At 52.8% G+C, this 15288-nt stretch carries 18 protein-coding genes; 6 read left to right on the plus strand and 12 right to left on the minus strand.

Annotated elements, in window-relative coordinates; translation table 11 throughout:
• Window positions 1-18: 18 nt before the first annotated feature.
• Complete coding sequence (locus tag TU92_RS01195) at window positions 19-2145, plus strand: polysaccharide biosynthesis tyrosine autokinase (protein ID WP_112164154.1); 2127 nt, start codon at window positions 19-21, stop codon at window positions 2143-2145.
• A 54-nt stretch (window positions 2146-2199) separates the two neighbouring features.
• Here TU92_RS01195 and mltC read toward each other — a convergent pair whose 3' ends face one another.
• From mltC to mutY, 3 genes are all read right to left on the minus strand, one after another.
• Window positions 2200-3279, minus strand: coding sequence for a membrane-bound lytic murein transglycosylase MltC (mltC, locus tag TU92_RS01200; RefSeq protein WP_112164155.1), 1080 nt, complete (start codon window positions 3277-3279; stop codon window positions 2200-2202).
• Between the two features lie 78 nt (window positions 3280-3357).
• Window positions 3358-3630 carry an oxidative damage protection protein gene (locus TU92_RS01205; protein WP_112164156.1) on the minus strand — a complete coding sequence of 91 codons (273 nt, stop codon included), beginning with the start codon at window positions 3628-3630 and terminating at the stop codon, window positions 3358-3360.
• Window positions 3627-4703, minus strand: a complete 1077-nt coding sequence (gene mutY / locus TU92_RS01210; RefSeq protein ID WP_112164328.1) for an A/G-specific adenine glycosylase — start codon at window positions 4701-4703, stop codon at window positions 3627-3629. Before mutY ends, TU92_RS01205 begins: the two co-directional genes overlap by 4 nt.
• A 240-nt stretch (window positions 4704-4943) precedes the next feature.
• Between mutY and trmB the strand changes: the two genes are divergently transcribed.
• From trmB to TU92_RS01230, 4 genes are all read left to right on the plus strand, one after another.
• On the plus strand, window positions 4944-5663 hold the full coding sequence (gene trmB, locus TU92_RS01215) for a tRNA (guanosine(46)-N7)-methyltransferase TrmB (protein ID WP_112164157.1): 720 nt from the start codon (window positions 4944-4946) through the stop codon (window positions 5661-5663).
• On the plus strand, window positions 5663-5989 hold the full coding sequence (locus TU92_RS01220; protein ID WP_112164158.1) for a YggL family protein: 327 nt from the start codon (window positions 5663-5665) through the stop codon (window positions 5987-5989). The genes trmB and TU92_RS01220 overlap by 1 nt, the downstream gene beginning before the upstream one ends.
• Window positions 5990-6064: 75 nt before the next feature.
• Window positions 6065-6991 (plus strand): glutaminase B, encoded by a 927-nt coding sequence (glsB, locus tag TU92_RS01225; RefSeq protein WP_112164159.1) that lies wholly within the window; start codon window positions 6065-6067, stop codon window positions 6989-6991.
• Between the two features lie 23 nt (window positions 6992-7014).
• Entirely contained in the window at window positions 7015-7764 is a 750-nt protein-coding gene (locus tag TU92_RS01230; protein ID WP_112164160.1) for a YggN family protein, read from the plus strand.
• 104 nt (window positions 7765-7868) lie between these two features.
• Here TU92_RS01230 and hemW read toward each other — a convergent pair whose 3' ends face one another.
• The 6 genes from hemW to TU92_RS01260 form a co-directional block, all read right to left on the minus strand.
• Window positions 7869-9005 (minus strand): radical SAM family heme chaperone HemW, encoded by a 1137-nt coding sequence (gene hemW / locus TU92_RS01235; protein WP_112164161.1) that lies wholly within the window; start codon window positions 9003-9005, stop codon window positions 7869-7871.
• On the minus strand, window positions 8998-9606 hold the full coding sequence (locus TU92_RS01240) for an XTP/dITP diphosphatase (protein WP_112164162.1): 609 nt from the start codon (window positions 9604-9606) through the stop codon (window positions 8998-9000). The genes hemW and TU92_RS01240 overlap by 8 nt, the downstream gene beginning before the upstream one ends.
• A 22-nt stretch (window positions 9607-9628) precedes the next feature.
• Window positions 9629-9934, minus strand: coding sequence for a DUF167 family protein YggU (gene yggU / locus TU92_RS01245; RefSeq protein ID WP_112164163.1), 306 nt, complete (start codon window positions 9932-9934; stop codon window positions 9629-9631).
• Window positions 9919-10473, minus strand: a complete 555-nt coding sequence (locus TU92_RS01250; protein ID WP_112164164.1) for a YggT family protein — start codon at window positions 10471-10473, stop codon at window positions 9919-9921. Before TU92_RS01250 ends, yggU begins: the two co-directional genes overlap by 16 nt.
• A 144-nt stretch (window positions 10474-10617) precedes the next feature.
• Window positions 10618-11439, minus strand: coding sequence for a pyrroline-5-carboxylate reductase (proC, locus tag TU92_RS01255; protein ID WP_112164165.1), 822 nt, complete (start codon window positions 11437-11439; stop codon window positions 10618-10620).
• A gap of 72 nt (window positions 11440-11511) precedes the next feature.
• Window positions 11512-12231, minus strand: coding sequence for a YggS family pyridoxal phosphate-dependent enzyme (locus TU92_RS01260; RefSeq protein WP_112164166.1), 720 nt, complete (start codon window positions 12229-12231; stop codon window positions 11512-11514).
• Window positions 12232-12253: 22 nt separating this feature from the next.
• Between TU92_RS01260 and TU92_RS01265 the strand changes: the two genes are divergently transcribed.
• Window positions 12254-13309, plus strand: a complete 1056-nt coding sequence (locus tag TU92_RS01265) for a type IV pilus twitching motility protein PilT (RefSeq protein ID WP_112164167.1) — start codon at window positions 12254-12256, stop codon at window positions 13307-13309.
• On the opposite strand, the gene ruvX is transcribed toward TU92_RS01265, so the two are convergent.
• From ruvX to gshB, 3 genes are all read right to left on the minus strand, one after another.
• Entirely contained in the window at window positions 13260-13694 is a 435-nt protein-coding gene (ruvX, locus tag TU92_RS01270) for a Holliday junction resolvase RuvX (protein WP_112164168.1), read from the minus strand. The genes TU92_RS01265 and ruvX overlap by 50 nt on opposite strands.
• Window positions 13694-14257: a YqgE/AlgH family protein gene (locus TU92_RS01275; protein WP_112164169.1), complete on the minus strand. Its 564-nt coding sequence runs from the start codon at window positions 14255-14257 to the stop codon at window positions 13694-13696. Before TU92_RS01275 ends, ruvX begins: the two co-directional genes overlap by 1 nt.
• A gap of 71 nt (window positions 14258-14328) precedes the next feature.
• The gene (gene gshB / locus TU92_RS01280) at window positions 14329-15279 is read right to left on the minus strand and encodes a glutathione synthase (protein WP_112164170.1); all 951 of its coding nucleotides are present in this window, start codon (window positions 15277-15279) and stop codon (window positions 14329-14331) included.
• Window positions 15280-15288: the final 9 nt, after the last annotated feature.

Raw genomic sequence — 15288 nt, forward strand, 5'->3', positions numbered from 1 at the left:
TTTTTATAAGGAAGTAATATGTCAAATAATATACATACCCTTACTCCCGAATCCAAACAAGAGGAAATAGATATCTCTCAAATCCTGGGTGTGTTAGTGGATGGTCGTTATTTTATAATCGTAATTATGCTGATCGCTATTGTTATTACAGTCGCCATTCCTCAATTATCTACACCAGTTTATCGAGCTGATGCATTAATTCAACTCGAGAAAGATAAGAATAGCAGTTTTTTCCCGGAATTAATGACGAATTTGCCGGGCGCAGCACCGGTATTATTATCTGAAAGCACACTGATTAAATCCCGATCCGTACTGTCGCAAACAGTCGATGAATTTGATCTGGATTTAGGAATTTCCGAAGAAAAAAAGAGTATCTGGAATAAATTCTCCTCCTTGTTTTCCAGGGGTAAGAAACCGACGCTTAAAATCCTGAAGTTTGATATTCCAGATTATCTGCAGGATAAACCGTTTGAGTTGACTATTCTTGCAGGAGAAAAATATGTCTTGCAGAGTGATAATTATCAGGCAACAGGGAGTATCGGAAAAATACTCAATGATAACGAACTGAATGTTTTTATTGAATACACGGATGCAGTGGCGGGCACGCATTTCACCATACATAAGATCGACCAGGTTGAAGCGGTGGAACAACTCCTGAAACGGCTTTCAGTAACGGATATCGGTACGAATAGCGGTATGCTGAAGCTCTCATTAACAGGAACAGATATAAAGCAGATTCCCGGTGTATTAGATTCTATTTGCAATAATTACATACGCCAAAACATAGCTAGAAACTCCGAGGTCGCCAGAAAAAGCCTAAATTTTTTACAAACGCAAATTCCCAAGATCAAAAAACAGCTGGAAGAATCTGAGACTGCACTCAACTCATACCGGGAGATGAATGATAGCGTAGATATCTCTATGGAGACGAAGGTACTGTTAGATAAAAGTATTGCTAACGCAACTCAGATTAATGAACTGGCGCTGGAAGAAGCCTCTGTCTCTGAGAAATACACGAAGGGACATCCCTTGTACAAAGCATTAAATGAAAAACAGATGATGCTAAATAAGAAGAAAAAAGAGATCGATTCAAAAATAAATGAGATGCCTAAAACTCAGCAAAACATTATGCGTCTTACTCGTGATGTGCAGACCGGAAATGAAATTTATATGCTCCTGCTGAGTAAACAGCAAGAATTGAATATTACTCAGGCAAGTGAGATTGGGAATGCGCGTATTATTGATGAGGCGGCAGTAAATTATCATCCCATGAAACCTGCCAAGTCTCTGTTATTGATCATTGGTGCTATGTTGGGTTTTATTATTTCTTCTGCAATTCTTCTTATTCGTTGTTTTCTTCAGCGCCTCGTGACGACGCCCGAACAACTGACACAGCTGGGGTTGACGGTATACAGCGAAGTACCTTATATCCGCAGGAATAAAGCAAATACATCAGGACTCATAGTCCTGAAAGATCCCTATCATTTAACGGTTGAGGCCATCCGAAGTCTGAGAACGAGCCTTTATTTTACGATGAAGTCCTCTAAAAATAAGATCATCATGATCTCAGGCCCTGACAGCGGTGTCGGGAAGAGTTTCATCAGTGGTAATCTTGCGGCAGTATTTTCTCAGTCAGGATTGCGTGTGTTATTGATTGATGCTGATATGCGGCTTGGGCATATGCATACACAACTGGAAGTTTCAGTGGGTTATGGCGTATCTGATATTTTATCGGGTAAAAAAAGCATTGAAGAGTGCATTGTTCATACAACGCTCGAGAAGCTGGATTTTATTTCCAGAGGATCCGTTCCGAACAATCCTTCCGAGTTATTGCTAGGTTCATCGCTCGCCAGTTTATTGAATTATGCAAATGATAATTATGATTTAGTGCTTGTAGACTCGCCCCCTCTTTTGCGGGTAGCCGATGCCATTATTATTGCAAAACTCACGGGGACAAATCTGATCATTTCCCGTTTCGAACTCACTAAGTTGCATGAGATCAGCGCGACTATTTCTCGTTTTGAGCAGGCAGGATGCCGTATCAATGGCGTGGTATTAAATGCGATTAAAAGACGCTCATCGCGATCCCTTAGGAGTAAGTATTACGGGTATTATGGTTATGGTGAAGAGAAACGTCAGCCTTAGATAAAAAACGGAGACCCTTTCGGATCTCCGCTTTCATTTCTCATGCCATAAACCTCAATCCACGCGGCGGTAGCTGCGCTGCGTGTTGTTCACTTTGTACAGATAACGACGTGATTCGGCTGAAGGGTGTTTTGTCGTCAGGGTGGCGTAGACGTCACCGGCAGACATGCTGTTGATGATACTAAACGCCTGTGTCTTATCACGGGAGAACACGCGTAACACGCTGCCTGCACCGCCGTTGTAAGCGGTGATCACCGCATAGCGACGCGCCGTTGGATCGTTAATATTCCCCAGATACGTTTTCTGCAAAATCGCCAGATACGCCGTACCTGTGTTGATATTATTTTGCGGATCAAACAGATAGCTGCGGCTAGGTTTGCCCCATTTCCCTTCGGATTTAAACACATCCACGCCTGCGGTGTGCTGCACGACCTGCATCAGCCCCAGCGCATCGGCGTTACTTACCGCATACGGGTTAAACGCGGATTCAGTCTGCATAATCGCCAGGATCAGTGACTGATCGACACCGTATTTGGCAGACGCTTCGCGGATCATCGGCAGATATTTGTGCGCACGCTGATTCAGGTGGTTTGGCACCATCTGGATAGTCACGGAATAGATGACGTGCAGACCGGACTGGCGGCGCATCAATTTGTTCTGAATCAGATAATCAGCAAAGCTCGCGGCGCGGCCTTCCCAGCGAATTGGCTTACCGGTGTTATCGAGCACCTGCCCGTACAGCATCGGTTCGCGGCTGATCTGAATATCATTGGCGTCGGAATACAGGTCGACGTTACCCGGGTCTTCACCCACCAGTAAGGTGCTGATGATAGCCTGACGCAGGCTGGCGGCCGGATCGGTGCCCGAAATGGTTTCGAGGGTGATGGTACCCGCATCAAAGTTGATGTGGCTGCGGGTGTAATATTGATCGCTGTATTTTACGTAGTCCTTAGGACCCGCAATCAGCACCTCATTCATCCCCCAGATGTTCTCGATATTGTGGGCAAATTGGCCCATCAGAATATCGAACCCATTGGTGTCTTTGACGTAAGCTTCGTTGAACTGGTCTTTCTTACTGCCGGAGCAGGAGATCAGCATCGGGGCGATAACCAGCAAAGCTAAAATTTTCTTCATCTTAAAACCATTTCTGGTGATAGAAGCAGACACCCGAAAGCGGCTGCTTTGTTGTTATTGATGATTATTTTTGAACGATCAGCTTGAAGGCGGGGTATAGCCTTCAATGTGCACATCCTGACCTTCGAACAGAAAATTCACCATTTCCTGTTCCAGCAGTTTGCGGTCTTCGGGGTTCATCATGCTGAGTTTCTTTTCGTTGATAAGCATCGTCTGCTTGCTCATCCAGCGCGACCAGGCTTCTTTCGAAATCTCGTTATAAATGCGTTTGCCAATCTCGCCAGGGTACAGCTGGAAATCTTGCCCTTCGGCATCCTGCTTCAGGAAAGTGCAAAAAATTGTTCTGCTCATACTGATTCCTTATCGATCGTTTTTGGGGACGGTTCTTTTGCCAGTTGCGTCAGTAAACGCTCCACCGGCGCGGCCAGCCCGACGAATTGTGGTTGCGCTAAGTTATACCAGAGACCCGCACCTTCATCCATGCAACCCGCAGATGTTCGCAGATTTAACCACATCGGGACGATATCCAGATGGAAATGGCTGAACGTGTGACGAAAAGCGGTCTGCTGTTGAAGCTGATTCGGCGTTGCGCCGTATTTATGCAACCCCTGCACCAGTTCCTCTTCGGTGGCATATTGCGGGAAGCAGAACAAGCCGCCCCACAGGCCGACCGGCGGACGCTGTTCCAGCCACACTTTGTCATCTTGCTGAATCATCAGCATAAATGCGGTGCGCTCTGGCAGGGTTTTCTTGGGTTTCTTGCCGGGGTATTTTGCCCAGCTGTTGTGCGCATAAGCTTCGCAGCCGGTTTTCACCGGGCAGAGTTCGCATTTCGGTTTGCTGCGCGTGCAGACTATCGCACCGAGATCCATCATCGCCTGATTAAACTGGGCGACGCCTTTTGCTGGCGTCACGTCTTCGCTTATCGCCCACAACCGGTTCTCCGTTTTCTTCTCGCCTGGCCACCCGTCCACGGCATAACACCGCGCCAGCACGCGCTTCACATTCCCGTCTAAAATGGGATAGTGCTGATTCAGCGCCAGCGAAAGGACTGCGCCCGCCGTCGAACGTCCAATACCGGGCAGGGCGAGGATTTCATCGAACGTCGTCGGGAATACGCCGCCGTGCTGGCTGGCGATAGTCTGCGCCGCTTTATGCAGATTGCGCGCACGGGCGTAATAGCCTAGGCCGGTCCACAGGTGCAGCACTTCGTCGAGCGGTGCGGCCGCGAGATCAGACACCGTCGGGAAACGTTGCATAAAGCGTTCAAAATAGGGGATCACCGTCGCAACCTGGGTTTGCTGCAACATCACTTCTGAAAGCCAGACTTTATAAGGTGTTTTTTCGAGTTGCCAGGGCAGCGTTTTGCGGCCATAACGCTGATACCAGTCGAGCACCAGCATTGAAAAATTTTTTGCTTCCATGAAACCAGGGGCTTCCATCATGGGTGAATTACAGTCCGGCAGGGTTAAAAGACGGGGGTGATCACATCACAGTTGTTATCGGGCTGTAAACCGGAACTTTCCGGACTGTATTGACGGATTTCGTGCCCGCAATCCTTGCTTATCGGGAGTAAGTTTGGATAATGCGCCATTCTTCATAGTTAATGACCAAAACACCGCAGTGACCGAATACCGCGTCTTGCCAAACGGAGTGGAAACACCATGAAAAACGACGTCATTTCACCGGAGTTCGACGAGAACGGTCGCGCTATGCGCCGTATCCGTAGTTTTGTCCGCCGTCAGGGCCGTCTGACTAAAGGTCAGCAACACGCGCTGGACAACTTCTGGCCGGTGATGGGCGTGGAATATCAGGCAGAACCGCTGGCAATCGACGCACTGTTTGGTCGCGAAGCGCCGGTCGTGCTGGAAATTGGTTTTGGCATGGGCACCTCGCTGGTGACCATGGCGCAGAACAATCCGCAGCAAAACTTTATCGGTATTGAAGTGCATTCGCCGGGTGTCGGTGCGTGTCTTGCGACCGCCCACGAAGAGGGGGTCAGCAACCTGCGCGTGATGTGTCACGATGCGGTAGAAGTGCTGGAAAAAATGATCCCCGATGGCTCACTCGACATGGTGCAGCTATTCTTTCCTGACCCGTGGCACAAAGCACGTCATAATAAGCGCCGGATTGTTCAGCCAGCTTTCGTGGAACTGCTGCGCAGTAAACTAAAAGTGGGCGGCGTATTCCATATGGCAACCGACTGGGAGCCGTATGCCGAACACATGCTTGAGGTGATGACCAGCTTAGAAAACTGGAAAAACCTCTCGCAGGAAAACAACTATGTACCGCGCCCGGAATCGCGCCCGGTGACCAAGTTCGAAATGCGTGGCCAGCGTTTAGGCCACGGCGTATGGGATCTGATGTTTGAGAGGAAGCAATAATGGCTAAGAATCGCAGTCGTCGTTTACGTAAGAAGTTACACATTGCCGAGTTCCAGGAACTGGGCTTCTCTGTAAAATGGCGTTTCCCGGAAGGTACTCCGGTTGAAACCATCGACGAATCACTGGATCTGTTTATTGAAGGTGTGATCGAGCCAAACAAACTGGCCTTTGATGGCAGTGGCTATCTGCAGTGGGAAGGCCTGGTTTGCCGTCAGGAAATCGGTCATTGCACCGATGAGCACCGTGAGCAAATCAAAAAATGGTTGGAAGACCATAAAATGGAAGCGGTTGAAGTATCAGAACTCTTCGATATCTGGTGGGATTGATCTCCGCAGATTGACTAAGAACGCTGAAATTAAAGGTGCCTTTCCGGCACCTTTGTTACATCTGGAGGCAGGACGTTGGGTACCGAACTTGATAACAGTTTGCTGGAAGACATTCTACAGCAGGTCAGGCCGCTGATTGGCCGTGGCAAAGTCGCCGACTATATCCCTGCGCTGGCTGAAGTCAGCCCCGATCATTTAGGGATCGCCGTGTGTACCACGAAAGGCGAAATCTTTCGTGCCGGTGATGCCGATACCCGGTTCTCTATCCAGTCCATCTCCAAAGTGCTTAGCCTGACGCTGGCGCTGACCCGTTATCAGGAAAGTGAAATCTGGCAGCGCGTCGGCAAAGAACCCTCCGGCCAGCCATTTAATTCGCTGGTACAGCTGGAGCTGGAACAGGGGAAACCGCGTAATCCCTTTATCAATCCTGGCGCGCTGGTGGTGTGCGATATGCTGCAAACCCGCCTGACTGCGCCGAAGCAAAGAATGCTGGAAGTGGTACGTCAGCTGGCTGGATCGCCAGATCTCAACTACGATCGGCACGTTGCGCGTTCAGAGTTCGATCACTCCGATCGCAACGCGGCCATTGCGTACCTGATGAAGTCTTTCGGGAATTTCGAGAATGACGTCATCACCGTTTTGCACACCTATTTCCACTACTGCGCACTGCGCATGAGCTGCGAAGAACTGGCGCGAACCTTTGTTTATCTGGCCAATAAAGGCCATCCTTTAGGCAGCGAACAGCCGCTGATTGATGCCCGTCAGGCGCGGCAGATTAACGCCATGATGGTGACCAGCGGCATGTACGACGGTGCAGGTGAATTCGCCTACCGCGTAGGGATGCCGGGTAAATCGGGCGTCGGCGGTGGCATTCTGGCCGTGGTGCCGGGGGAGATGTGCATTGCGGTGTGGTCACCCGAACTTGATGCGGCAGGGAACTCTTTGGCCGGTATTGCTGCCTTAGAACTGCTGGCTCAGCGTATTGGCCGTTCAATTTTTTAAGTTTGCAGTCTTAGGGAGAGTACATGTTAGTGAAAACCGGTGTTGTGAAAAGTAGGGTTTTAAAGACATCAGTGGCCGCGATGCTGGCGCTGACGGCATGGAGTGCGCAGGCCGATTACCAGTGCGCCGTGCAGCCAAAAGAAGATGTCGTCATTAAGCCGCAAACCGTACAGGTTGTGGGCACCAGCAGCGACTTGCTGATCACGCCAAACGGCAACGTGACCCTCAACGGTAAAGAAATCACCCTGAGCGCGAAACAGCGTCAGGAAGCCATCGACTATCAGGCGTCCCTGCGCCGTGATTTGCCGTGGATAGATCAGGGTGCCACTGCGCATCTGGAAAAAGGCCGTGTGGCCGTTGACCGCGTGATCGTCGAAAAACTGGGCAGCGACAGCAATGTGCGCAACCGTCTGGTTACGCTCGACAAGCAGTTGAAGCAGCAGATGAATCTGATTATCGAGCATCGTACCGATGGTCTGACGTTCCACCATAAAGCGGTCGATCAGGTTAAACAGAATGGTCAGAAGCTGATGGAACAAACCATGGGCGGCGTGATGCAGGACAGCATCAATGAAATGGGCCTGAAACAGGCGGCCAGCGGCGGTAATCCGCTACAGGCGATGATGGGCAATCTGGGCGGTCTGCAACAGGCGGTTCAGGATGAGTGGAGCAAGCAGGAAAAAGAGTTCAAAGCCTTTGGTGATGACGTGTGTAAGCGCGTGACCGCACTTGATACGCAGCGTAAAACCCTGCTGGCTGATTTGAAACAGTAATCCCTCAGCCCAAAATGCAGTGACAAAAAAACCGCGATTAAGCGGTTTTTTTGTTGGTTCAGCATTCAACGCTCAGGGAGGATTTGAAATCCCTGAACCCGGCATCATTCCGCTAAAAACAACTCCAGCAACGAGTTCAGGAACAACTTCCCTTTGCGGGTGATCTGCCAGTGCGTCTGCGTTTCAACCAGATATTCTTTTCCAATAGCCTCGTCCAGCTGCGCGCGGATCACGGATTCTTCCTGTCCGGTATACAGGCTAAATTCTTCGCGCGGCGCCGCTTCCAGCAGGCGAAAACGGTTCATAAAGAACTCGAACGCTAGATCTTCGGTTTCGACCGCATGCTGTTTGTCCATGTAACGCCCCTGCATGTAGCCGCGCGGGTGTTTAGTCTTCACGGTACGCAGGATTTGCCCGTCAGGCTGCGTCAGCTTGCCGTGCGCGCCACAGCCGATGCCGAGATAATCGCCGAATCGCCAGTAGTTGAGGTTGTGCTGGCACTGATACCCTGGCCTGGCGTAGGCGGAGGTTTCATATTGCTGATAACCGGCAGCGGTCAGGAGCTGATCGCCTTTCTCGAAAATATCCCAAAGCGCATCGTCATCCGGCAGGGTTGGCGGACGCGAGGCGTACATCGTATTGGGCTCGATGGTCAGCTGATACCACGACAGGTGCGGCGGATTCAGAGCAATGGCCTGACGTAAATCGTCCAGCGCCTCTTCGAGCGTCTGATCCGGCAAGCCATGCATCAGATCCAAATTGAAGCTGCGCAGGTTAAGGCCGGTGGCCAGATGCGCGGCGCGTTTAGCTTCTTCAGGGCCGTGAATGCGCCCCAGACGCTCCAGTTTCTGCGCATCGAAACTTTGTACACCAATCGAAATACGGTTAACACCGGCGCGCTGGTAAGCGCTGAAGCGGTCAGCTTCGACGGTACCGGGGTTGGCTTCCATCGTGATTTCAGCCCCGGCCTCAAGCGGCAAACGTGCCCGCACGCCGTCGAGCAGGTCTTGCATCGCTTTGCTGCTCAGCAGGCTTGGCGTTCCGCCGCCGATGAAAATCGTCCCTACGCTGCGATCGCCCACCAGATGCAGATCCGCATCCAGATCAGCCAGCAGATGTGCGACATAATCGTCATGCGGTACTTCGCCCTTTAACGCGTGCGAGTTGAAATCGCAGTAGGGGCACTTTTGCACGCACCATGGAATATGGATGTAGAGACTCAGCGGCGGCAACTTACGCATTCTTTTGTACTGCCTCTTTCATCGCGGCCAGTAACAGTTTCAGCGCATGACCACGGTGGGATACCGCGCTCTTTTCTTCGCGCGTCAGTTCCGCTGCGGTTTTACCCAGCTCAGGAACGTAGAAAATCGGATCATAACCAAAACCGCCTGCCCCGGCTTCGGCGAAAGCAATCTCACCCGGCCAGCTGCCGTGGCAAACCAGCGGCGTCGGATCTTCCGCATGGCGCATATACACCAGCACGCAATGGAACTGCGCAGCGCGCTGCCCCTGCGGAACGTCTTTCAGCGCGACCAGCAGCTTGTCGAGATTTTGCTGATCACTGGCATCAACACCTGCGTAACGTGCGGAGTAAATGCCCGGTGCGCCGCCGAGAAAATCGACCGCCAGACCGGAGTCATCGGCAATCGCAGGCAAACCGGTTTCTGCCGCCGCGTGGCGGGCTTTCAGGATGGCGTTCTCGATGAACGTCAGACCGGTTTCTTCGGCAGACTCAACGCCGAGTTCGGTCTGTGCGACCACGTCCAGCCCGAAATCTGCCAGCAGATGTGCGAGTTCACGGACTTTACCGGCGTTGCCGGTAGCTAATACGACTTTCTGCATGGGAAGGTCCTGATTTAACGAATTATTCAGCGAGCAGTACCGCGACCTCGGCCGGGATATTTTGCGGATGGGTAATGCGGACTTGTTTATGGCGGCCCAGCTCGCCCTTTTCAATGCTGACCTGACTTTTGGCGACTTTAAACTGTTTGGCGAGAAATTTCACCAGATGCGTGTTCGCCTGACCGTCAACCGGCGGGGCGGTAATGGCGACTTTCAGTTCGTCGCCATGCAAACCGACCAGGCTGTCGCGGCTGGCTTTGGGCTGGATAACCAGCCGCAAAACCAGTTCGTCGGACTGCCAGAAAACCGGACTTAGAGCTGGAACCACAGGGCACCCAGCAGATCCATACCGAGATAATTCAGCATGTAGAGGATCAAAATCACCACCATTGCCGAGAAATCAATGCCGCCCATCGCCGGAAGAATACGGCGGATTGGCGACATCAGTGGCTCGGTTAACTGCAACAGCAGGAAATCCATCGGGCCGCGACCCTGACTTACCCAGCTCATCAGAGAGCGGATAATCACCAGCCAGAACACCAGATAACCGGCGGCTTTCACCAGGCCTATCAGGCCAATCAACAAATTGCTCAGCCCGATATAAATGCCACCGCTTTGAATCAGCAACAGCAGCGGGAATTTCAGCGTGCAGAGCAGGAAAGCCAGCAGCAGGCTCGCGCTGTCGATTGGGCCCAGCGGCGGAATGATACGACGCAGCGGTCCGATAACAGGCTGTGTAATCTTCACCACAAACTGTGAGAACGGGTTGTAAAAATCAGTGCGAGCCCACTGCATCCAGATGCGCAGCAGTAAAACCATGACATAGAGGTCGATAAGAGTCTTGACCAGAAAAGTCAGCGTAAGCATAAATCCCCTTTGCCCTTCATCCTTCGAGCCGCTCCTGCGCTGGCTGCCTTCGTGAATCCTGGTCACATACTGATGTAGGCTTCCAGGACTTCGACTCAGTTGCCGCTTTGATGCGACTCAAATGATTTTGAGCATAAATTATAATTAAAACAGTTTTTCCATTTCCTGCGCGCGGGTAATGGCGGCCTGCATGGCCTCGGAAACGATCTCCGGTAATTTGCGATCGGTGAAGACTTTCAGAGCTTCAAAAGTGGTTCCGCCTTTGGACGTCACATTCTCACGAAGTTGTGACAATGGCGTGTCCGGACTGGCGGCCACTAACGCGGTGGCACCGCTGGCGGCTTGTTCAACCAGCATCCTCGCGGCATCTGCGCTGAAACCGAGACGCTGCGCTTCGGCCTGCATCGCTTCCATAAACAGGAAGAAATACGCCGGTGCGCTGCCTGCGGCGGCAATAATGTGGTTGATACCTTCTTCGGTATCGACCCAGCAAATTTTGCCGACCGCCGTCATCAGTTCGCCGCTGTAATCGCGATCCGCCTGCGACACCTGTTTCGGCGCATACAGTCCGCTCATGCCTTTTCCCACAAGGGATGGCGTGTTCGGCATAATGCGCACAATGTTCAGGTTATCACCGAGCAATTCGCAGAAACGCGCGACGCTGACGCCTGCGGCAATCGACAGTACCAGTTTGCCGCTAAAATCCACGTCTTTTTGCAGTGCTTTACACACATCTGCCATCATTTGCGGTTTAACGGAGAGCACTACGACGTCCGCTTCATTGGCGCAGCCGTTGTTATCGCTGCTGCTTTTTACACCGTATTTCTCAGCCAGCACGTCACGGTGCGTGGCAGAAGGGGCACAAACGCTAATAAGCGCCGCCGGATAGCCGCTTTCGACCAGACCAGAAATGATCGCGCCTGCCATGTTACCTGCGCCGATAAAACATAATTTGCGATGTTGCATTCATGCTCCTTGTTTTTAATGGGGGCTGAATTGAGCCGATCAATAGTAAAACAGTAAAACCGCCAACGCTGTTTACTGTTTTGCGCTGTAATCACGGGCACCGAAAATGGCGGTGCCGATACGTACCATGGTGCTGCCTGCAGCAATCGCCGCGGGCATATCGTCAGTCATGCCCATCGACAGCGTATCTGCCTGCGGGCAAATCGTCTGTAACGTTTGCAGCGCCTCGCGCATCTGCCCGAAAACTTCCAGCTGACGTGTGTAATCGCTTTCTGCCGCCGGGATCGCCATCAGGCCGCGCAGTTGCAGATTCGGCATCGCCATAATCTGCGTAGCCAGCGCTGCGACGTCACCGACGGTAATACCGGATTTACTGGCTTCATCGCTGATATTCACCTGAATCAACACTTGTAACGGCGGCAAGCCAGCCGGGCGCTGTTCGTTCAGGCGCTGCGCGATTTTCAGCCGGTCGATGGTGTGGCACCAGTCAAAATTCTCCGCCACTAAACGGCTTTTGTTCGACTGTAACGGTCCGATGAAGTGCCAGGTGAGCGCGGGCTGATGCCCGGCAAAGTGGGCTATCTTATCCACCCCTTCCTGCACGTAGTTTTCACCGAACGCCAGCTGACCGGCGGCAATCGCTTCTTCGACAGCGCTCGCAGGTTTTGTTTTGCTGACTGCAAGCAAGGTAATTTCTTCTGAAGACCTGCCGCAAAGCTGTGCAGCGGCTGCGATTTTCTCGCGGACATTCTGTAAGTTCTGCTCAATAGCGTTTTGCTGACTAAGGCTCATAGGGACTCAGGAGGATTTCAACATGGATATTGATGGATTAGTGGTGCGTAGTGTAAAGCAAAATGCCTCCGATCTGCACCTTTGTACCGGCTATCCGCCGATGTTGCGTATTGATGGCGAATTATGCCGCTGCGAGGATCTGCCGGTGATCGACGCGCCCCTGATGCAGGCGCTCTGCGGCCAGTGGCTGGATGACGCGCAACAGGCGGTCTTGCAGCAGGCCGGACAGGTGGATAAAGCCCTGACGCTCGGCGAAGGCGTGCGGATGCGCCTCAATGTCTTCCGGCAATGGCACGGACTGTCTGCGGCGCTGCGACCGATCCCCGCCCGCTGCCCCGAATTGGCAAGTTTGCTGGCACCGGATATTTTGCAGCACATCATCATGCAGGAGGATGGATTGATTCTGGTCACCGGAGCAACCGGCAGCGGGAAATCTACCACGCTGGCTGCGCTGATTGACCACCTCAACCGCCATTCTGCGCGGCATATTATTACGCTGGAGGATCCGATAGAGCTGATTCACGTCAGCGAGCGATGTCTTATCCAGCAACGCGAACTGGGTTTGCATACGCGATCGTTTGGTGAAGCGGTACGCGGCGCACTGCGCGAAGACCCGGATGTGTTGCTGCTCGGCGAGCTGCGCGATACTGAAAGTATCCGGCTGGCGCTGACGGCGGCGGAAACCGGGCATCTGGTGCTTGCGACGCTGCATACGCGCAATGCGACGCAGGCCATCGACCGGCTGGTCGACGTCTTCCCGGCAGAAGAAAAGGCTTTCGTACGGGCACAGCTGGCGGGGAGTTTACGCGCAGTGGTGGCGCAAAAGCTGGCGGTGACGGAAGCGGGAGAAGGCAAAAAGGCGGGCAGGGTGGCGCTGTTCGAAGTACTGACATCGACGCCAGCGGTGTGCAATCTCATTCGCGAAGGCAAAACACATCAGCTGACGGACATTCTGCAAACCGGCGCGCAGGCCGGAATGCAGACGTTTGCCCAAAGCCGGCAGCAGCGGCAAAGCGCCGGATTACGGGTCAGGGAGCTGGCTGACTCCACTGTTTCTCGAACCAGCTTTCCAGAATGATTACCGCAGAGGCGGCATCGACACTGCCTTTATCGAGCGCGCGGAAACCGCCACGGTCGAACAAGTCGGCGCGGGCTTCGACAGTACTCAGACGTTCATCGTGCAGCTCCACCTGAACGCCAAAACGGCCATGCAGACGATTAGCGAATTTGCGGGCGCGGGCAGTCAGCGGCTGTTCGGTGCCGTCCATGTTCAGCGGCAGACCCACCACCACGACGTCCGGCAGCCACTCTTTGAGCAGCTTCTCGATCTTCTGCCAGTCCGGCGTGCCGTCCTGCGCTTTAAACGAAGTCAGCGGGCGTGCTGTACCGGTGACTTCCTGACCGATGGCCAGACCGATGCTTTTGGTGCCGAAGTCGAAGGCAAACACCGTGCGGTTCGCCATTATGCGTGCCCCGCGTGGGTGGCGAGCTGGCTAACATCAATGCCGATCATTTTCGCGGCTTCGCGCCAGCGGTCAGCAATCGGTGTGCGAAAGAGAATGTCGCTGCTGGCCTCAATCGTCAGCCACGCGTTATCCAGCAATTCTTTTTCCAGCTGACCCTGTTCCCAGGCGGCGTAACCGAGGGCCACCAGCACATCTTTCGGCTGGTCGGGCGTCCCAAGAGTTTCCAGCACGTCTTTAGAGGTGGTGATCATGGTGCTGTCAGAAATAAGAATGCTGGAGCCAAAACCTTCGCGCGGGGTATGCAGGATAAAACCGCGGTCGTCGGCCAGCGGACCGCCGGAGAAAACAGGGCGATCGAGTCGGATATTCGGGTCGCGCGGCTCAGGGCTGATATCCAGCTTATCGAGGACATTTTCAATGGTGAAATCGTCGACCAGCTTATTAATTACCAGACCCATTGCGCCATCTTCATTATGTTCGCAGATATAGACAACAGAACGTTTGAACTGGGGTTCATCCAGCCCGGGCATCGCAATGAGAAAGTGATGTTGTAGATTCATGGTATGCAGGATGTTTAACCTCAGAAAGTAATGATGGCGCAGTCAACTGCGCCATTGTGCAGCGGTTTTGTTTAGCGCGCGGCGAGGCGCTTTTCGATAGCGTCCATCAGCATGCCGGTGACGGAAATCGGGAAGGCCGCTTCGATTTCACGTGCACAGGTCGGGCTGGTGACGTTAATTTCGGTCAGGCGGTCACCGATGATATCCAGACCGACAAAGATCAGGCCTTTCTGCTTGAGAATTGGCGCGACGGTGCGCGCGATCTGCCAGTCACTTTCGCTTAACGGACGCGCTTCGCCACGGCCACCGGCGGCCAGATTACCGCGGGTTTCGCCCTGTGCAGGGATGCGAGCCAGACAGTAAGGCACCGGTTCACCATCGACGACTAAGACGCGTTTGTCACCGTCTTTGATAGCAGGCAGATAGTTTTGCGCCATGCAGAAACGCGTGCCGTGCTCGGTCAGGGTTTCGATAACCACCGAGACGTTAGCGTCTTCCGGTTTCAGACGGAAGATCGACGCGCCACCCATGCCGTCCAGCGGCTTGAGGATCACATCGGTGTGCTCTTTATGGAAGGCTTTCAGCTGCTCGGAATTGCGAGTCACCAGCGTATCCGGCGTCAGTTCCGGGAACCATGCGGTGAACAGCTTTTCGTTACAGTCGCGCAGGCTCTGCGGTTTGTTCACGATAAGCGTGCCGTTTTCTTCGGCACGTTCGAGAATATAGGTGGCATAAATGAATTCGGTATCGAACGGCGGATCTTTACGCATCAGGATCACGTCGAGATCCTGCAGGGCGATATCCTGCTCGGTGCCGAATTCATACCAGCCGTCGTAATCTTGTTTTACGCTGAGTTTTTTGGTCGTCGCACGGCCTACTCCGCCGCGCAGATACAGGGAATTCATTTCCATGTAGTGCAGTTCGTAACCACGACTCTGCGCTTCCAGCAACATAGCGAAACTGGTGTCTTTTTTGATGTTGATGGATGAAATCGGGTCCATCACGATGCCAAGCTTGATCATGTCGTTTCC

Origin of the sequence: Rahnella inusitata (assembly GCF_003263515.1) — a bacterium.
GTDB lineage: Bacteria > Pseudomonadota > Gammaproteobacteria > Enterobacterales > Enterobacteriaceae > Rahnella > Rahnella inusitata.

Coding starts and splice junctions, on each gene's coding strand:
- TU92_RS01230 (WP_112164160.1), top strand. CDS start 7,015: ATGTTAGTGAAAACCGGTGTTGTGAAAAGTAGGGTTTTAAAGACATCA.
- mutY (WP_112164328.1), bottom strand. CDS start 4,703: ATGGAAGCAAAAAATTTTTCAATGCTGGTGCTCGACTGGTATCAGCGT.
- TU92_RS01250 (WP_112164164.1), bottom strand. CDS start 10,473: ATGCTTACGCTGACTTTTCTGGTCAAGACTCTTATCGACCTCTATGTC.
- TU92_RS01260 (WP_112164166.1), bottom strand. CDS start 12,231: ATGAGCCTTAGTCAGCAAAACGCTATTGAGCAGAACTTACAGAATGTC.
- TU92_RS01240 (WP_112164162.1), bottom strand. CDS start 9,606: ATGCAGAAAGTCGTATTAGCTACCGGCAACGCCGGTAAAGTCCGTGAA.
- TU92_RS01275 (WP_112164169.1), bottom strand. CDS start 14,257: ATGAATCTACAACATCACTTTCTCATTGCGATGCCCGGGCTGGATGAA.
- trmB (WP_112164157.1), top strand. CDS start 4,944: ATGAAAAACGACGTCATTTCACCGGAGTTCGACGAGAACGGTCGCGCT.
- proC (WP_112164165.1), bottom strand. CDS start 11,439: ATGCAACATCGCAAATTATGTTTTATCGGCGCAGGTAACATGGCAGGC.
- gshB (WP_112164170.1), bottom strand. CDS start 15,279: ATGATCAAGCTTGGCATCGTGATGGACCCGATTTCATCCATCAACATC.
- TU92_RS01205 (WP_112164156.1), bottom strand. CDS start 3,630: ATGAGCAGAACAATTTTTTGCACTTTCCTGAAGCAGGATGCCGAAGGG.
- hemW (WP_112164161.1), bottom strand. CDS start 9,005: ATGCGTAAGTTGCCGCCGCTGAGTCTCTACATCCATATTCCATGGTGC.
- TU92_RS01220 (WP_112164158.1), top strand. CDS start 5,663: ATGGCTAAGAATCGCAGTCGTCGTTTACGTAAGAAGTTACACATTGCC.
- mltC (WP_112164155.1), bottom strand. CDS start 3,279: ATGAAGAAAATTTTAGCTTTGCTGGTTATCGCCCCGATGCTGATCTCC.
- ruvX (WP_112164168.1), bottom strand. CDS start 13,694: ATGGCGAACCGCACGGTGTTTGCCTTCGACTTCGGCACCAAAAGCATC.
- TU92_RS01265 (WP_112164167.1), top strand. CDS start 12,254: ATGGATATTGATGGATTAGTGGTGCGTAGTGTAAAGCAAAATGCCTCC.
- TU92_RS01195 (WP_112164154.1), top strand. CDS start 19: ATGTCAAATAATATACATACCCTTACTCCCGAATCCAAACAAGAGGAA.